This is a genomic window from Candidatus Nitrosotenuis chungbukensis (genome assembly GCF_000685395.1).
Taxonomy (GTDB): Archaea; Thermoproteota; Nitrososphaeria; order Nitrososphaerales; family Nitrosopumilaceae; genus Nitrosotenuis; species Nitrosotenuis chungbukensis.
In genome coordinates this window covers 26,783-41,760 of the sequence record NZ_AVSQ01000003.1, presented here as the reverse complement: position 1 = coordinate 41,760, position 14,978 = coordinate 26,783, and the positions used below count along the sequence as shown (strand labels likewise).

Below are 14,978 nucleotides of genomic sequence, written 5' to 3'. Positions count from 1 at the left end.
GAAAGGAAAAATAGTAGCAGTTAGAAAAAAAATCATGAATACAAGCAATCCTGAAGATTGGATTATACCACTTTACAAAGTTTACACCGATGACGATGATGTAAATTTAATAACCAAAGTTATCAAACGAGGAACGCATTGGGCAATAGGTCCTGAAATTGAAGAATTTGAAAAAATGATAGCTGATTACATTGGATGTGATTATTGTTTGACATTAAACTCTGGAACATCCGCATTACACGCCGCATTACTGGCGTATGGAGTTGGAAGTGGCGATGAAGTTATCGTACCGTCATTTTCATTCATATCAACAGCAAATTCTGTACTCTTTGTTAATGCCAATCCCATATTTGCGGATATTGAAGAAAATAATTTTGGACTTGATCCAGCATCAATTCAAAATAAAATTAGTCCTAAAACCAAAGCTGTGATACCAATGGATTATGGAGGTCTGTCATGTAAAATATCTGAAATCAGCAATGTTACAAAAGAAAATAATCTTACATTAATTGAAGATGCTGCAGAAGCGTTAGGCTCCTCAGTTAATGGTAAAAAAACCGGTTCTTTTGCTGACATTACAATATTCAGTTTCTGTGGTAACAAAGTATTGACAACAGGTGAGGGTGGAGCAATTGTTACTAATTCAAAAGAAACTTATGAAAGAATAAAGTCGCTACGATCGCATGGAAGATTAGATCGCGTTTCTTATTTTAATAATGCCTCTGATCCTGAATATCTCTCTTTAGGATATAATTGGAGGATGTCTTCAATTACCGCTGCACTTGGAATAAGCCAATTACAAAAATTGGATAAAATAATTATGATGCGTAAAGAAAACGCACGATATATTTCGTCTAAATTATCGAAATACTCTGATCATATCAAATTTCCTTATGATTCTAATAATTATAACAACATCTATCAAATGTATACAATAATGCTTAATGATCAAAAAACAAGAGACGATTTGCAAAAATTTCTCATAAGTAAAAAGATATTTTCAAAGGTCTATTTTTCTCCGATTCATCTTACCGATTACTACAAAACAAGGTTTAACCTTGGTGAGGGTTACTTGCCTGTGACCGAGCAGATATCTAAAAAGGTGTTGACGTTGCCAATATATCCAAACATGAATGATGAAGAAAAAAACTATCTCGTAAACTCCGTATCGGAATTTTTTGAACTCTATATCTGATGTTAGAAATATTGATAAACACAAATAATTCTTTAACTTTATTAATCTCAGGATGAACTTTATCGAATGAAAAAATTACTTTTCTTTATAAATGACGATCTACTTTATTTTTGCTTAGCTAATTTCATAAAAAAACAAAGTGAATTTGAAATACATGCCATAGCCGATGTCACTGTAGCCAAAAAAAAGTTCCTAGAAAGTCAAAAAATAGTAAAATTTGAAAGCATTTGGTTTTTTCAGGATCATGCATCTAAAAAATTAAAGAATCCAGATATGGAGTATCTAAAACAGATAGAAGAAAGATATGATGTCAATTTGTGGAATTTGGCAATCAATGAGAGATATTTTTCCAAAGACGTAGATTTTTTTCATAAATTCACCAAAGAAGAGATTCTATGTATTTTAGAAAACGAATGTAGGCTTTTTGAGAAGATATTGTCTGATGTAAAGCCAGATTTTCTTATTATACAGATGCCTATGTTCCACTATGATTATCTTTTTTATCTGATTTGCAAAAAATTAAAAATCAAAATACTGCTCTTAGGTCTGGCAAGAGGACTATCTAAAAGGTGTGTAATTTCTGAAGAATACGACAAGCTGCCCAAGAATAATAATTCTGATTTATCAATCCATAATTTTAAGAGCTTTGAAGAACTTCAATCTTATCTAAAGAAAAAAGATTTCTACAAAGAAGTAGTGGACTATAAAAGTAAATTTTTGACCAACAAAGTTGCCTTAATCAAAGCCGCTCTAAAATATTTATCGCACAGAAATATGAATTCGGAATATTTCACCTACTTTGGCAGAAACAGAATTCAGGCTCTTCTCTTTACAATATGGTTGAATCTGGTGGAAAAGTATAGATCTTGGTACCTTGAAAAACATTCTTTAAAAAATCTAGATAATTACAAGCATCTGATTTTTTTTCCATTACATGTACAGCCAGAAGGCTCATACACATTAAATGCCCCTTTCCTTACAAACCAACTAGAAGTTATCAAGCACATCTCTAAATCAATTCCTATCGATTATACACTCGTAGTAAAAGAGCACCCGTTGATGAATATCCGTGGGTACAGAGAATTGTCATTCTATAAAGAAATTCTTCATATTCCTAATGTACGTCTAATTTCAATAAATATGCCAAGCGATGAAATTTTGGAAAAAGTAGATCTGGTTGTAGTAATAACTGGTACTGCAGGCCTAGAGGCCGCATTCTATGGAAAACCATCTGTTGTTTTAGGCAACGTAATGTATGAAGATGTTCCTTCAGTGGCAAAGGTAGAAAATGTTGATGACCTTTCCAAAGTAATAAAAAATTCACTTAACAAAAAAATTAACCCAAAAGATTTGAATGAATATATCAATAACACCGAAAAAAATTCATTCGATTTTGATTTTGCTGGAGTACAGTTAAGTTTTAGTATTGAGTTTTTTTACGGTGGATTTCTTACCGATGTCAACATAACAGATGAAAAACTATCCAAGTACATGGATGATAACTATGAATCCTTATCCGGCCTTGCATCTGAACATTTGAAGAAAATTAACAGTAAATGAGCTGATAAGATGCTTCTTAAAATTGTAATAAAATTTTGATTTATCATACATTTATGACCTGAGCTCATGTTGAACTATGATTGTAATGAGGACAAAATACGTTGTCTCTATAATGTACCGTTCTCAGCACTTTGATCCTTTTTTAGTGATTTTTGATATCCTTCGTTGGGATTTACATGGCAGTTAATTTGTAATAAATTTTGATTTTTATTTAATACGTCAAGTATGTTTGATAATAATATTGGTCTATCTGATATACGAGAATATAATTCTCTAACAAAAGTCAAATCCTCTTCTCTATCGACAGTCCAATGTAGGTTGGAAAGATCTTCATCATGTTTAATAAAACCGATACAAAACTTTTCTGGATTATTATAGATGTATGGAGTTACATGTTCTCGCTCTGAAGGTTTTTTTGCTAATTTCCAACAATCTTTCAGAGCATTGAATGAAAAAATTTCTACTTCGGTACCAATTGGAAATGTTTTCTGATAAAAATTACTTACATAATCATAATTGCCATTCAAATAATGTTTCACTGTCTGATCCAAAATTTTTGGATCTATTAAGGGAGCATCACTACTAACTCTGATGATGTTAGATAACATGAATTTCTTAGCACAGTTATAATATCTATCTAACACATCATTCTCATCTCCACGAAAATATTCTATTTTATTTTCTATGGCAAACTGTACTATTGTATCGTCTACACGTTTGTCAGTAGTTGCTACAATTAAACAGTCTGAGAATTTGGAATGTTTTAATTGATTTACATGGGATTGAATGACCGTAACGCCGTTAATTTTTTTAAAAATCTTATTAGGAAATCTCGATGAACCAGTGCGAGCTTGAATAATTATGCCCGTTTTATTATAAATGTTCACTATTTGAGTTATCTTGAAAGGATATTAATTATAATCTGTTGAGATTTATTAAAAAAATGAAATATAGCATACTACCAAGCTAAAACATGGCTAGAATAAGATTAAGAAAAATTCAAAGCTCTGACTCGAAATTTCTCTACGAATTACTTAAAGAACGAAATCCTAAAAGTTTTATTTCGCATAAAAGCTTACCAACTTATCACGAGCATAAACAGTTTGTAAAATCCTTTCCATACTCACGTTGGTATGTTATCTATTTTAATTCTGTACGAGCAGGCTCGATTTCTATAACGGTTCAGAATGAAATTGGTATATGGATTTTACAAAAGTTCCAAAATAAAGGAATAGGAAGTAAGGCACTTGAAATACTAATACAAAAAAGTCCAACAAAACGATACCTGGCAAATATTAATCCAAAGAATAAAGAATCTATGGAGTTTTTTGAAAAACATAATTTTAAATTAATTCAATACACGTTTGAGTTAAAGAATAATGAAACCAAAAAAAAGAATAAAGCTATTTGATCCAGTTATTGATGATCAAGAACAAATCTCAGTTAAGAAGGTACTAGATAGTCATTTTTGGGCATCCGGAGCTGGTACTGGCTCTGTCCAAAAATTTGAACAGTCGTTTAGCAAATATGTTCATTCAAAATCTTGTATTGCTGTGAATAGCGGTACTGCCGCATTACACTTGGCGTTATCTATGATGGACATAAAAAACAAAGAGGTAATTCTTCCATCCCTTTCATTTGTTTCAACTGCCCACTCAATACTTTACAATGGTGGCATACCAAAATTTGCAGAAATAAACCCTGATACCTTGTGTCTTGATCCTCATGCCGTAGAAGATGTAATTACAGAAAAAACTCAACTAATACTACCAGTACATTTTGCGGGTTTGGCGTGCGATCTCAACTCGCTGAATATTTTGGCTGAAAAACACGGTATTCATATGATAGAGGATGCCGCACATGCGGCCGGTACATCATATAACGACAAAAAAATTGGTAGTCATTCAGAACTAGTCTGTTTTAGCTTCCACCCAGCAAAAAACATTGCAACTCCTGGAGGAGGAGCAATAACAATTAATTCACAACCCGAATCTATTGAACCGTTACTAAAATCAAAACGATGGTGCGGCATATCTAATAGAAAAAATTCTATTTATGACGTTGATCAGCTAGGATGGAATTTTTACATGAATGAATTTTCTGCTGCAATTGGAATAGAACAATTAAAAAAGTTAGAAAAAAATAATAAAAAAAGAAAAGAAGTAGCAAAAAGATACTTTGCAGAAATCTCTCTAGCTAAAAAAATGCCACTAGATTTGAACTCTTCATATCATTTCTATTGGATTAGAGTAAAAAATAGGACCAAATTCATGGGTGAAATGTACGAGAATGGAGTGGAAACGGGCATTCATTACAAACCAATTCATATGATGACTCTTTATCGAAGAAAAGAACACTTACCTACAACCGAAAAGGTGGCACAAGAAATTGTTTCTCTTCCCACCCATCCGAATCTATCTGAAGAAGACGTCACGACAATAATCAAATTAGTTAATAAATTTTCTAATTAATTGACTTAAACATATAAAAAATAAACATTACAACAGCATGTGGAATTGACTTCTGTACAGTTAAAAAAAATCAAAAAATCAGATTTACGATTTCTATTTGATCTTCTAGAAGAAAGGGATCCGATTGTTAACATCTCACACATCAAAATGCCTACCTATGATGAACATGTAAAATTTGTAATGTCCAAACCTTATTCTAAATGGTATGTTGCGTATTATGATGGTAAAAAATGTGGTTCTGTTTATCTTACAAAACAAAATGAAATTGGAATTCATATTAGGAAAGGCTTTCCAACGAAACAAATTTGTAATAATTGTTATGAAATACTTTTAAAATTAAATCCCCGAAAAAGATATCTTGCTAACTGCAATCCAAAAAATACATCACTAATTAATTTCTTTAAGAAAAAAGGATTCAAATTAATTCAATACACTTATGAACTCCGACCTGATTCTGGCTGATGTGATGACTAATGTATTTTCTTCATTTAAAATAAGAGGTGTAGTTTCATAACCTCCGTTATTGTAACTGGCGGTTCAGGATTCATTGGCCATGCCATAGTAAAAAAACTGGAAAAAAATTATAATATGACAATTTTTGACATTAAAAAAAGAAATTCTGAAACTAATTTTATTCAAGGCGATATTAAAGATTCTAAACTAGTTGAAAACTCAATAAAAAATTGTGACTATGTGATTCATTTGGCTGCTACACTTGGAGTTGTAAATACTGAAAAAAACCCAGTCTTGACATTAGATACCAACCTAGGTGGAACAAAAAATGTATTGGAAGCCTGCAGATTAAACGATGTGAAAAAAATAATTTTTTCCTCATCATCTGAAGTTTATGGTGAGCCATTAAAAATTCCAATTGAAGAAAATGACAAGCCTATACCGATTACAACCTATGGAATAAGTAAATTTGCTGCTGAGGAATACATTAAAGCATATTCAAGAAATTATGGACTTCGTTATACAATATTTCGTCTTTTTAATGTGTATGGAGATGAGCAAGCTACCGATTGGGTTTTACCAGAATTTGTTAACAAAGCATTATCAAATCAAGATATCATGATTCATGGAGATGGATCCCAAATTAGATCATTTTGTTATGTGTCTGATGTATCCGATGCTTTTTCCAAAGTTTTGAATGATGGTGATGGAGAAACTTTTAACATAGGCAATAATAGTGAACCAATTTCCATCAAAGATCTGGCAACCAAAATAATATCGATTACTAAATCAAAAAGTAAGATAAAATTTATTCCGTTTGAAGAATCTCAACGAAACAGAAATGAAATATTAAAACGAGTTCCGAATATAGAAAAAGCTAAAAAACTTTTAGGATATCACCCACAAATATCGCTTGAGGACGGAATCAGAAAAGTAATGGACGCTCAAATATTGCGCAAATAGTTTAAGATTAGATTGATACTACTAATTTGTATACCTCTAAATTAAAATACCTACTATTATCACAAATAATGGAATTGCGATATTGTACAAAATGTCTTTACCCTGATACCAAACCTGGGTTGCGTTTTAATGAAAAAGGTATTTGTGACGCATGCGTATGGGCTGAAAAAAAGGATAAAATTGATTGGAATCTACGCAAAAAAGAATTTGAAAAACTAATAGAACAATATCGATGTCTTGATGGTTCTAGATATGATTGTATTGTACCAGTAAGTGGTGGAAAAGACTCACATTTTCAAGTACATGTAATGAAAGACTTGTATGGAATGAATCCTCTATGCGTAAACTTTGTACCTATTGATCTAATTCCATTAGGTAGAAAGAATATAGAAAATCTAAAAAATCAAGGTGTGGACTATATTGAATTCACGCCAAATCCAAAGGTTTATCGTAAAATGGAAAAGTATGGTCTGACTGAGCTTGGCGACGCGAATTGGCCAGAGCATGTTGGAATTTTTACGGTTCCCGTTCAGGTCGCTGTAGCATACAAAATTCCACTAATAGTATGGGGAGAAAATCCGCAAGCGGAATATGGCGGTAGTGGAGTCACCGAAGTTTTAGATAGAAAATGGTTAGAACAGTTTGGAGGATTCTGGCTGGATAAAGTTAATCCTGTCAGTATCATGATGAATCTGGGAGTAGAAAAAAGACATCTAAAACCCTATGTGTATCCGTCTGATGAAGAAATTAGACAAATAGGAATTAAAGGAATTTTTCTAGGTCAATACTTCAAATATGATATAGAAAAACAGCTTGAAACGGTAGAAAAACTAGGTTTTTCACGAAACCCTGAACTAAAAGAAGGAACTTATACGAATTGGGAAAATCTTGATACCAAGTATACTGGAATGCATGATTATTTCAAATGGGTAAAATATGGATTTGGCAGAGCTACAGATCATGCATCTTTGGATATCAGATCTGGAAAAATCAATAGGGAAGAAGGCCTAAAACTAGTGAAACAATATGAAGGTAAAATACCAGAAAAATATTTTGAAGATTTTTTAAATGATATGGAAATTACTAGAGATGAATTCTACGCAATAGTTGATAAATTTACAAATAAAGCCTTATTCAAAAAAGATAAACTTGGAAATTTGTTACGTGATAATGATGGCAATCTGGAAAAAATCCAGTACGACAATCTATAATGGTTATGAAAAATTCACTTTCATAATGTTATGATGATTATCTTATTCGTCAAATAAGCAATTATCCTCTTAAACTTGCATCAAAACTTACTTTTTATTCCCTAATTTATTGGGTCTAATCACCCATCTGTCTTTTTTTGTATCTGATCTGCCGATCTCCTCATCAGTAATTAAAGTCTCAATGATCTTTTCTCCATTTCTTTTTCCTACAATTTTATAATTGTTTGAAATTTTCTTAGCTAAATCTATTACATTATATAATTTCATTTTGGGAACAAAAATCTCTCCTTCTCTCATTACTGATATGCATGATAATGCAAAATTTGCAGCTTCATTAACATTAAAAAAATACCGTTTCATGTCTGGATGTGTTATTGACAGTGGTTTTCCCCGTTCTTTTTCTTCTCTCCATAACTCAAACACGTTACCTCTAGTCTCCATCACATTACCGAATCTCGCAGTTGCAAATTTTGTAGTAGTGACATGCTGCCCGGCCCATGTCGTTAATTTCTCGCCTAGACTTTTAGTAGATCCATAAAGCGTTGTAGCCTCCGCAGCCTTATCCGTACTTATGTTCAAAAATTTCTTTGGCTTATTTCTCATTGCCATTTTTATCAGATTCATAAGTCCAATAACATTGATATCTATTGTTTCAAGCGGATTAAATTCAGTTATTTCTATATTTTTTACAGCAGCAGTATGAATTATAATATCAACATTCTGCCCAGCAACCTCCAATCTATCCTTATCCAAAATACTTCCAAGAAGAAATCTGACTCTGGCATCATCCACACTCTTACTTAATCTGTATAATGAGTATTCGTCCGAATCAAATACTCTTATTGTTTTAACAGGAAAACGCAAAAGTTCGCGGGTAATCTCAGAACCTATGCTTCCAGCTCCACCTGTAATCAAAATGGTTTTCCCTTTTACGTCATCACGTATTTTTTCTTTATCAACTAGCACAAAACAGTAACAATATGATTAGTATTTTAATTTACACATATCATTTAGAATTTATTTTTATTCTAGAATAGTTAAGCCATCGTATGAAAGTATTGGCTATAATTCCTGCCAGAGGTGGTTCCAAAGGAATCAAAAACAAAAATATCCGGCTAGTTAACCGACAACCCCTCATCGTTCACACAATTAATTTCTTAAAGAATTCAAGATTGTTTGATCGGATCATTGTATCTACTGACAATCCTGCCATTGCAAGAATAGCTCAATCGCAAAATATTCAAATTCCATTCATGCGTCCTAAAAGACTATCAGGAGATCTTGTTAGTACTGTGGATGTAATTAAACACGTGTTGTCTTTTTTAGAAAATGAGGAGAATTACAAGCCAGATGTGATTATGATTTTCCAACCAACTAGCCCAATTAGACCCACACGACTGATCATCGAAGCATTAAAAAGACTTTCAACTAATAATGCTACTTCAGTCGTAACAGTATCTAAAGTAAAACTACATCCAAACTCATCTTTTAGAATAAGAAATAAAAAACTTGTACCATTTAACAAAAATTTCCAAAAATTCTCTATACGCCAAAAGGTGGAGCCGTTGTATCATCCAAATGGATCTCTTTATGCATTTTGGAGAAACACACTTGTTGATTATGATTCTATTTACGGACCAAGAATTTCTCCTATTGTAATCAATGAACCCGAATACAACATTGATATTGATGAACCATATGATCTTTTTGTCACAGAAATGACTTTAAGATATTGGAAAAAATACAAAAATCGTTTAACAAACTAATGACGTTATTTGATTATCTTTTCCGATAATCTGACAAGCTTGATCAGCTCTGCTAACTCATTAAAATCGTAACTTACGGCGTTATCTACAAAATTCTTTATTTTATCGATTGTAACGTGTATTTCAAGTATCTTCGAACCCAATATGGCTGCACTTAACGGTACTAAGTAATGAGGACAATGATTTGAAAATCCATCAAAGTCCTTTATGTGTGTAAAGTCATGATCAGATATCTCGCTAGGATATTTTGGAACGCAGTATAACCATTTTATCTGTGGTGACTGATAGTATGTTGAATTTTTTGGTGATTGCTGTGCACTGATTATTATTTCCTTACCAGTTTCAATAACTCTTTCAATTAGAGGTGACATTTTATTTTGGAGTAAAACACGGCCATCCATTTCCCGAATTTTATAACGTTTTACGAAGGGATCAAGAAAATCAACGGCTTCTTTATACATTGGAGTACAAAACCATTCTATTCCGATCTCCTTAGCTAAATCATTTACTTGTTCTACGTTGTCTGCAGTTATCGTGCACTTCAGCAGACGTGAAAACTCCTCGTGTTCTCTGACAAGTTTTTCATCAAACGCTTGAAATTTTACAGCATCACAACCTGATTTTTTGGCATTTTCAATCATGATTCTGACATGTTCAAAATCACCGTCCCAATTGACTCCTATTTCGGCAACAATGAACATTGATTTTTGATTGTCTTGTGGTTATAATAATTTACAAATTATATAATCGAATTCAAATACAAGTATGTGGAGTTAGTCCTAGTTTGATCCGTTTTCTGGAGGCTGGGGATGCTAAAAATCTTAAAAAGTTTTATGACGAAGCGTATGGCTCTAAACATATTTTACACAGCCCGATTCACCAAGACTGGCAATTTAAAAAAAACCCCTTTAATACATTCAATCGAGTAACCATTGTTTTAGACGAAAATGAAAATGAGATCACATCTCATTGTGGATTAATACCTGTTGAACTCAAGGTACTAAATTCCACCCGTTCCGCACTTTGGCATGTTTCATTTTTTACTCTTGAACGATATCGAGGTCAAGGATTGGGGACAAAACTAATTCAATATTCAAATAATTTATGCGATTTTTCAATGGTTCTAAACGGTTCTGATGGAACAAAAAAAATCTATGTTAACACTGGAGGAAAAGATCTTGGAAACCTAAATCGGTATGTGGGATTGTTAGATAAAAACAGAGTTGAGGAATTCAGCCGCATTACAATTCCTAAAAATCAACTTAATTTCGTATCCAATTTGAACCCTGATTTTAAACGAGTTTTTAACTTGGATCAAAAATATGAGAAATTCTGGGAAAAAGTAAAAGAAAAATTTCCAATCACTGTTAACAGAACTATGGAATACTTAGATTGGCGTTACCTGAAGCATCCTTTACTGGATTATCATTTTATGATATTAGAAAAAAATAATGAACTGGTTGGATTTACGGTTTTGAGGTTTGAGGATAAAAATGAAGTTCTTAAGGCTATCCGGATAGTTGACCTCGTGGTCTTATCTGGCTATGAACGTGAATTCCTACAACATATGGTGAATTATTGTAAAGGTAAAGGGCATTTTATGGATTTTTTCTGCTCTGGTAAATTCTACAGGGATGATTTTGAACGGGAAGGCTTTTTCAATAACACTGATCTTAATTTGCCAATACCTAGCGTCTTTAATCCAATTGATGTGAATAGACGATCTCACATTAACTTTTTTTATAATGCCGTGGACAAGGATGTACCGAACAAGGAAATTCTTGATGATGTTAATAACTGGTATTTTGTGAAAGCAGATTCGGATCAAGATAGAGCAAATTAATAGATGTCTTTACAATCTGTAGATTGGATCCAGAAATGAATTCTTGTACGATAATCATGTATCATTATGTTAGACCGATCCAAAAAAGCTCATTTCCTAAAATTAAAGGGCTGGAATTAATTGGATTTAGGAGACAACTCAATTATCTGTGTAACAATTTCAATATTATAACTGCAAATCAAATGTTAAATTGTATTTATAACCGAAATAAGATACCTTCAAAATCGGCAGTTCTGACATTTGATGATGGTTTCAAAGATCATTTTTCATTTGTATTTCCATTACTAAAAAAATTTAAAATTCAAGGCCTGTTTTTTCCTCCTGCAAAACCAATAAAGGAGAAATCTATTCTCGATGTTCATAAAATTCATCACATTCTGGCAAATGTCAATAATAAGCAAACTCTTGTCAATGAAATCAATCATTTCATTCGAAACTATAAAGATGAGTACGATCTAGACTCTCCTTCCAAATATTATGAGAGACTTGCAATTCCTAATAGATTTGATACCAAAGATGTGATTTTTATAAAAAGAATTCTACAAAGAGACTTACCACAAAAATTACGTAATATTGTCACTTCATATTTATTCAAAAAATATATCACTTCTGATGAACAAGCCTTTTCAGAAGAACTGTATCTTTCTTTAGACGAGATTAAAGAAATGTGTGAATCAGGTATGTATTTTGGTTCGCATAGTTATAGCCATAACTGGCTGACTACCTTATCCGAAAAGGAGTTAAAAATTGAGATTGGAAAAAGCCTAAACTTTCATCACTCTATAGTAAAAAATAGTGGTGATGATTTGATAATGTGTTATCCATATGGAGATTACAACAAAAAAATTATTCAAGAACTAAAAAAATATAATTTTAAAGCTGGTCTAACGACCGACGTAGGTACTGCAATTCTAAACAAGCGTAATGCCTACCATCTTATGCGATATGACACTAATGATTTTCCTCAATAATGTTTTTTTACTGGAAAAAACACCGTTTATTAGAATATGACATTAGATAAAGCTGAAATTGATTTCTTTAATGAAAACGGTTATCTTGTACTTAGTGATTTTTTTCAAATAAACGAACTAAATAATTTCAAAAATTCCTTACGCAGGATAATTTTAACACAATTAAAAAAAGCATCCAAAATACATCCGCAAATATCAATAGCTGATTTTATTGGAAAAGAATTTGATGATGCTATGATAAAATTTGAAGAAATTGATCATCAATACGTGGCAGATATTTATGATACGATATATTCCACATCTGCCTTTCTACAATTATCCTCCAAAAAAGAAATTTCAGAATGTATAAATCAACTATTAAAAAGAGAGGTAGATAGTCCATTGTATATTGATCAAAGTAGGTGTAGAATTGATCCTCCATTTGATCCTCATAATAAGAAATGTGGTTGGCATCAAGAAGTTTTTTATTATGTTCCGAATAGTAATTTTGTTCAAACTTGGGCTCCACTAATTCATAATGCCACAAAGGAAAATGGAGCGATTGAGGTCTGTGTGGGAAGTCATAAGAATACAGCCAAACAGAGTTGCAGCAATCCAAAAAGCGAAAAATATTCTTTTATTGTTGATGAAAGCGAAGTTGAGAAATTTCAAAAAACAACAATGGAGCTAAAATTAGGACAGCTATTGATCTTCAATTCACGTTTAATTCATCGATCTGGAAATAACCTGTCTAAAGAAGTAAGATATTCATTAGTGGGCATTAATCATGATCTGGACAATGAATATTTTATTCCACCACGTTTTATTGAAAAAGATAGAGAAAAGAAATTTTTAAGTTATTACGAATCTACCTTTAAATCATCAACAAATTAACAAATACTCAATCGGGTCACTGGAAGTTTAGTATGAAAGAAAAAAATACGTCATCTATTAAAAATATGGTTTTTCTTCTTAACACAAACTCTGCTTTGACGTATGGTGGTCATTTTGTAAACATAATCAAGTTTGAACATAAACGACTAGAATATTTTTGTTCAAATTCAGTTGTAATAATTGATTTTCTTGGTTTATTAAATGAAGACGATTTGAATTCTAAAATATTGCGGTCGATCGATGAGATAAAAATATGGAAAAAAAATATCAGTAATAAAAAACCAATTTTTATTATTAATTCCATTAATCCAATTATCGATTTTGAATTAATTAAAAATCTATTAATTCATTTTAAAACCAAAAACCATAATCTCATTCCATTGGGGGCTATACCGGGAACTTCGCCAGAAATCGTTGTTAATGCAGATTCACTTACATCTTATTTTACAAATCCACAATTAGTTATTCAATCTGCAACACCAATCTACTGGGATACTCAGAGAAAGTATAACAACCAATTCAACTTAGCAAGACCACTTCGATTAAAAATATTTCTTAAATTATTACAAACAATAGACTCTCTACATCGAATCTCAATTGAGCATTTTATAAAGAAATTAGAGTCTCAAGAAATTTTTAATTTTATATTGGATTATGGTGAATCAAATCTGCACATAAAAGAAATTAAAAAATGTCCGTATTGTGCAAGTCGAAATTTAAAACCTATATTTTGTGGCACCAGTCAACCAGCTTTAGGTTATTTACCGTCATCACAATACTTCTATATCGAATGTATGGATTGTCAACTAGTATTACTAAGAAGGCAATGTCATGTAAACGATATTCATAGATTTTATGATATCTATGAAAGACCACCTATTGATCAAGAGCAGGTAATTGAAGATCTAGTATCAAATAAAGGCGGTAGCCATTTTGATGAAAAATTAAAAGTGTTAGACATTATGGAAAAATTAATGGATCGTGATGCCAAAGTGGTAGATATTGGCGGTGGTTTTGGAGAATTCTCATGTTTAGTGAAAAAAAGAAATCCTACATGGAATGTTTCCTGTATAGATTTTGATCTTGAACACGTCAGTACTATCCTGAAAAAACATTTAGTGACTCCTATAAGCACAAACTTTCTTCAACAACAAATAGGAAATAACATTGATTTGATCACAGCTTTACATGTAGTGGAACACATTCCATTTGATAACCTCCTGATATTTTTTCAAAATATGCGTAAAGCGTTAAATCCGCATGGGTATCTTCTTCTAACCACCCCAAACTACCTTTCTCCACTCGCAAAATTTTTTGACTATCATCTTGTATTTCCACCGGTACACCAAACAATTCTATCTGTTCCCTGGCTAGAAAATTTCCTTGTAAAAAATAATTTGTTTAAGAAGATAACGGAAAAATCCTCTTCAGTAATATTGGAAAATTATCAAAAATGGTTTTCATATTTTCGTGAAAATTCACCTAATGAGGATATACGAAGTTCTATAGCTATTTTTGATATATTGTATAAAAATAAATCCCTTTTTCATAATGTATTTAGACATCTTAACGATGTTAATGCTGGATCTGAATCTATAGTTTTATTTCAAAAAACATGAATTGCATGAAATATTCAAAACATTTGCATCTTTTTTACCATAAAAATAATAAA

15 protein-coding genes are annotated in these 14,978 nt (G+C 31.8%); 12 read left to right on the top strand and 3 right to left on the bottom strand.

The features are described from left to right. Nucleotides 1-34: 34 nt before the first annotated feature. Nucleotides 35-1,195: a DegT/DnrJ/EryC1/StrS family aminotransferase gene (locus NKMY2_RS01205; protein ID WP_042683762.1), complete on the top strand. Its 1,161-nt coding sequence runs from the start codon at nucleotides 35-37 to the stop codon at nucleotides 1,193-1,195. A 66-nt stretch (nucleotides 1,196-1,261) separates the two neighbouring features. After that, nucleotides 1,262-2,755 (top strand): capsular polysaccharide export protein, LipB/KpsS family, encoded by a 1,494-nt coding sequence (locus NKMY2_RS01200; protein ID WP_042683760.1) that lies wholly within the window; start codon nucleotides 1,262-1,264, stop codon nucleotides 2,753-2,755. 107 nt (nucleotides 2,756-2,862) lie between these two features. Here the strand turns inward: NKMY2_RS01200 and NKMY2_RS01195 are convergent, their stop codons facing one another. Then, nucleotides 2,863-3,642, bottom strand: a complete 780-nt coding sequence (locus tag NKMY2_RS01195) for a glycosyltransferase family protein (RefSeq protein ID WP_238549730.1) — start codon at nucleotides 3,640-3,642, stop codon at nucleotides 2,863-2,865. Between the two features lie 86 nt (nucleotides 3,643-3,728). On the opposite strand from NKMY2_RS01195, the gene NKMY2_RS01190 reads away from it, so the two are divergent. The 5 genes from NKMY2_RS01190 to NKMY2_RS01170 all read left to right on the top strand — a co-directional run bounded on the left by NKMY2_RS01190 (nucleotide 3,729) and on the right by NKMY2_RS01170 (nucleotide 7,853). Continuing rightward, the gene (locus NKMY2_RS01190) at nucleotides 3,729-4,166 is read left to right on the top strand and encodes a GNAT family N-acetyltransferase (RefSeq protein ID WP_042683759.1); all 438 of its coding nucleotides are present in this window, start codon (nucleotides 3,729-3,731) and stop codon (nucleotides 4,164-4,166) included. Continuing rightward, a complete protein-coding gene (locus tag NKMY2_RS01185; protein ID WP_042683757.1) occupies nucleotides 4,135-5,226 on the top strand; it encodes a DegT/DnrJ/EryC1/StrS family aminotransferase in 1,092 nt (363 codons plus the stop codon). Before NKMY2_RS01190 ends, NKMY2_RS01185 begins: the two co-directional genes overlap by 32 nt. A gap of 39 nt (nucleotides 5,227-5,265) precedes the next feature. Further along, nucleotides 5,266-5,688: a hypothetical protein gene (locus NKMY2_RS01180; RefSeq protein WP_042683755.1), complete on the top strand. Its 423-nt coding sequence runs from the start codon at nucleotides 5,266-5,268 to the stop codon at nucleotides 5,686-5,688. Between the two features lie 48 nt (nucleotides 5,689-5,736). Continuing rightward, complete coding sequence (locus NKMY2_RS01175) at nucleotides 5,737-6,642, top strand: NAD-dependent epimerase/dehydratase family protein (protein ID WP_042683754.1); 906 nt, start codon at nucleotides 5,737-5,739, stop codon at nucleotides 6,640-6,642. A 68-nt stretch (nucleotides 6,643-6,710) separates the two neighbouring features. Beyond that, nucleotides 6,711-7,853 carry an N-acetyl sugar amidotransferase gene (locus NKMY2_RS01170; RefSeq protein ID WP_042683753.1) on the top strand — a complete coding sequence of 381 codons (1,143 nt, stop codon included), beginning with the start codon at nucleotides 6,711-6,713 and terminating at the stop codon, nucleotides 7,851-7,853. Between the two features lie 87 nt (nucleotides 7,854-7,940). Here NKMY2_RS01170 and NKMY2_RS01165 read toward each other — a convergent pair whose 3' ends face one another. Continuing rightward, the gene (locus NKMY2_RS01165; protein WP_052347437.1) at nucleotides 7,941-8,819 is read right to left on the bottom strand and encodes an SDR family NAD(P)-dependent oxidoreductase; all 879 of its coding nucleotides are present in this window, start codon (nucleotides 8,817-8,819) and stop codon (nucleotides 7,941-7,943) included. A gap of 83 nt (nucleotides 8,820-8,902) precedes the next feature. On the opposite strand from NKMY2_RS01165, the gene NKMY2_RS01160 reads away from it, so the two are divergent. Then, the gene (locus NKMY2_RS01160) at nucleotides 8,903-9,619 is read left to right on the top strand and encodes an acylneuraminate cytidylyltransferase family protein (RefSeq protein ID WP_076613358.1); all 717 of its coding nucleotides are present in this window, start codon (nucleotides 8,903-8,905) and stop codon (nucleotides 9,617-9,619) included. A gap of 5 nt (nucleotides 9,620-9,624) precedes the next feature. Here the strand turns inward: NKMY2_RS01160 and NKMY2_RS01155 are convergent, their stop codons facing one another. Continuing rightward, nucleotides 9,625-10,320 carry an N-acetylneuraminate synthase family protein gene (locus NKMY2_RS01155; RefSeq protein WP_042683750.1) on the bottom strand — a complete coding sequence of 232 codons (696 nt, stop codon included), beginning with the start codon at nucleotides 10,318-10,320 and terminating at the stop codon, nucleotides 9,625-9,627. Nucleotides 10,321-10,403: 83 nt separating this feature from the next. Between NKMY2_RS01155 and NKMY2_RS01150 the strand changes: the two genes are divergently transcribed. From NKMY2_RS01150 to NKMY2_RS01135, 4 genes are read left to right on the top strand one after another with little or no spacing between them, the layout of a single operon-like run. Beyond that, nucleotides 10,404-11,462 (top strand): GNAT family protein, encoded by a 1,059-nt coding sequence (locus NKMY2_RS01150; protein ID WP_157832408.1) that lies wholly within the window; start codon nucleotides 10,404-10,406, stop codon nucleotides 11,460-11,462. Nucleotides 11,463-11,485: 23 nt separating this feature from the next. Next, on the top strand, nucleotides 11,486-12,433 hold the full coding sequence (locus NKMY2_RS01145; protein WP_081781848.1) for a polysaccharide deacetylase family protein: 948 nt from the start codon (nucleotides 11,486-11,488) through the stop codon (nucleotides 12,431-12,433). Nucleotides 12,434-12,469: 36 nt separating this feature from the next. Beyond that, a complete protein-coding gene (locus tag NKMY2_RS01140) occupies nucleotides 12,470-13,306 on the top strand; it encodes a phytanoyl-CoA dioxygenase family protein (protein WP_042683748.1) in 837 nt (278 codons plus the stop codon). 32 nt (nucleotides 13,307-13,338) lie between these two features. After that, on the top strand, nucleotides 13,339-14,925 hold the full coding sequence (locus tag NKMY2_RS01135) for a methyltransferase domain-containing protein (RefSeq protein ID WP_042683746.1): 1,587 nt from the start codon (nucleotides 13,339-13,341) through the stop codon (nucleotides 14,923-14,925). The last annotated feature ends 53 nt before the right edge of the window (nucleotides 14,926-14,978 follow it).

Coding starts and splice junctions, on each gene's coding strand:
- NKMY2_RS01205 (WP_042683762.1), top strand. CDS start 35: ATGAATACAAGCAATCCTGAAGATTGGATTATACCACTTTACAAAGTT.
- NKMY2_RS01200 (WP_042683760.1), top strand. CDS start 1,262: ATGAAAAAATTACTTTTCTTTATAAATGACGATCTACTTTATTTTTGC.
- NKMY2_RS01190 (WP_042683759.1), top strand. CDS start 3,729: ATGGCTAGAATAAGATTAAGAAAAATTCAAAGCTCTGACTCGAAATTT.
- NKMY2_RS01185 (WP_042683757.1), top strand. CDS start 4,135: ATGAAACCAAAAAAAAGAATAAAGCTATTTGATCCAGTTATTGATGAT.
- NKMY2_RS01170 (WP_042683753.1), top strand. CDS start 6,711: ATGGAATTGCGATATTGTACAAAATGTCTTTACCCTGATACCAAACCT.
- NKMY2_RS01160 (WP_076613358.1), top strand. CDS start 8,903: ATGAAAGTATTGGCTATAATTCCTGCCAGAGGTGGTTCCAAAGGAATC.
- NKMY2_RS01155 (WP_042683750.1), bottom strand. CDS start 10,320: ATGTTCATTGTTGCCGAAATAGGAGTCAATTGGGACGGTGATTTTGAA.
- NKMY2_RS01140 (WP_042683748.1), top strand. CDS start 12,470: ATGACATTAGATAAAGCTGAAATTGATTTCTTTAATGAAAACGGTTAT.
- NKMY2_RS01135 (WP_042683746.1), top strand. CDS start 13,339: ATGAAAGAAAAAAATACGTCATCTATTAAAAATATGGTTTTTCTTCTT.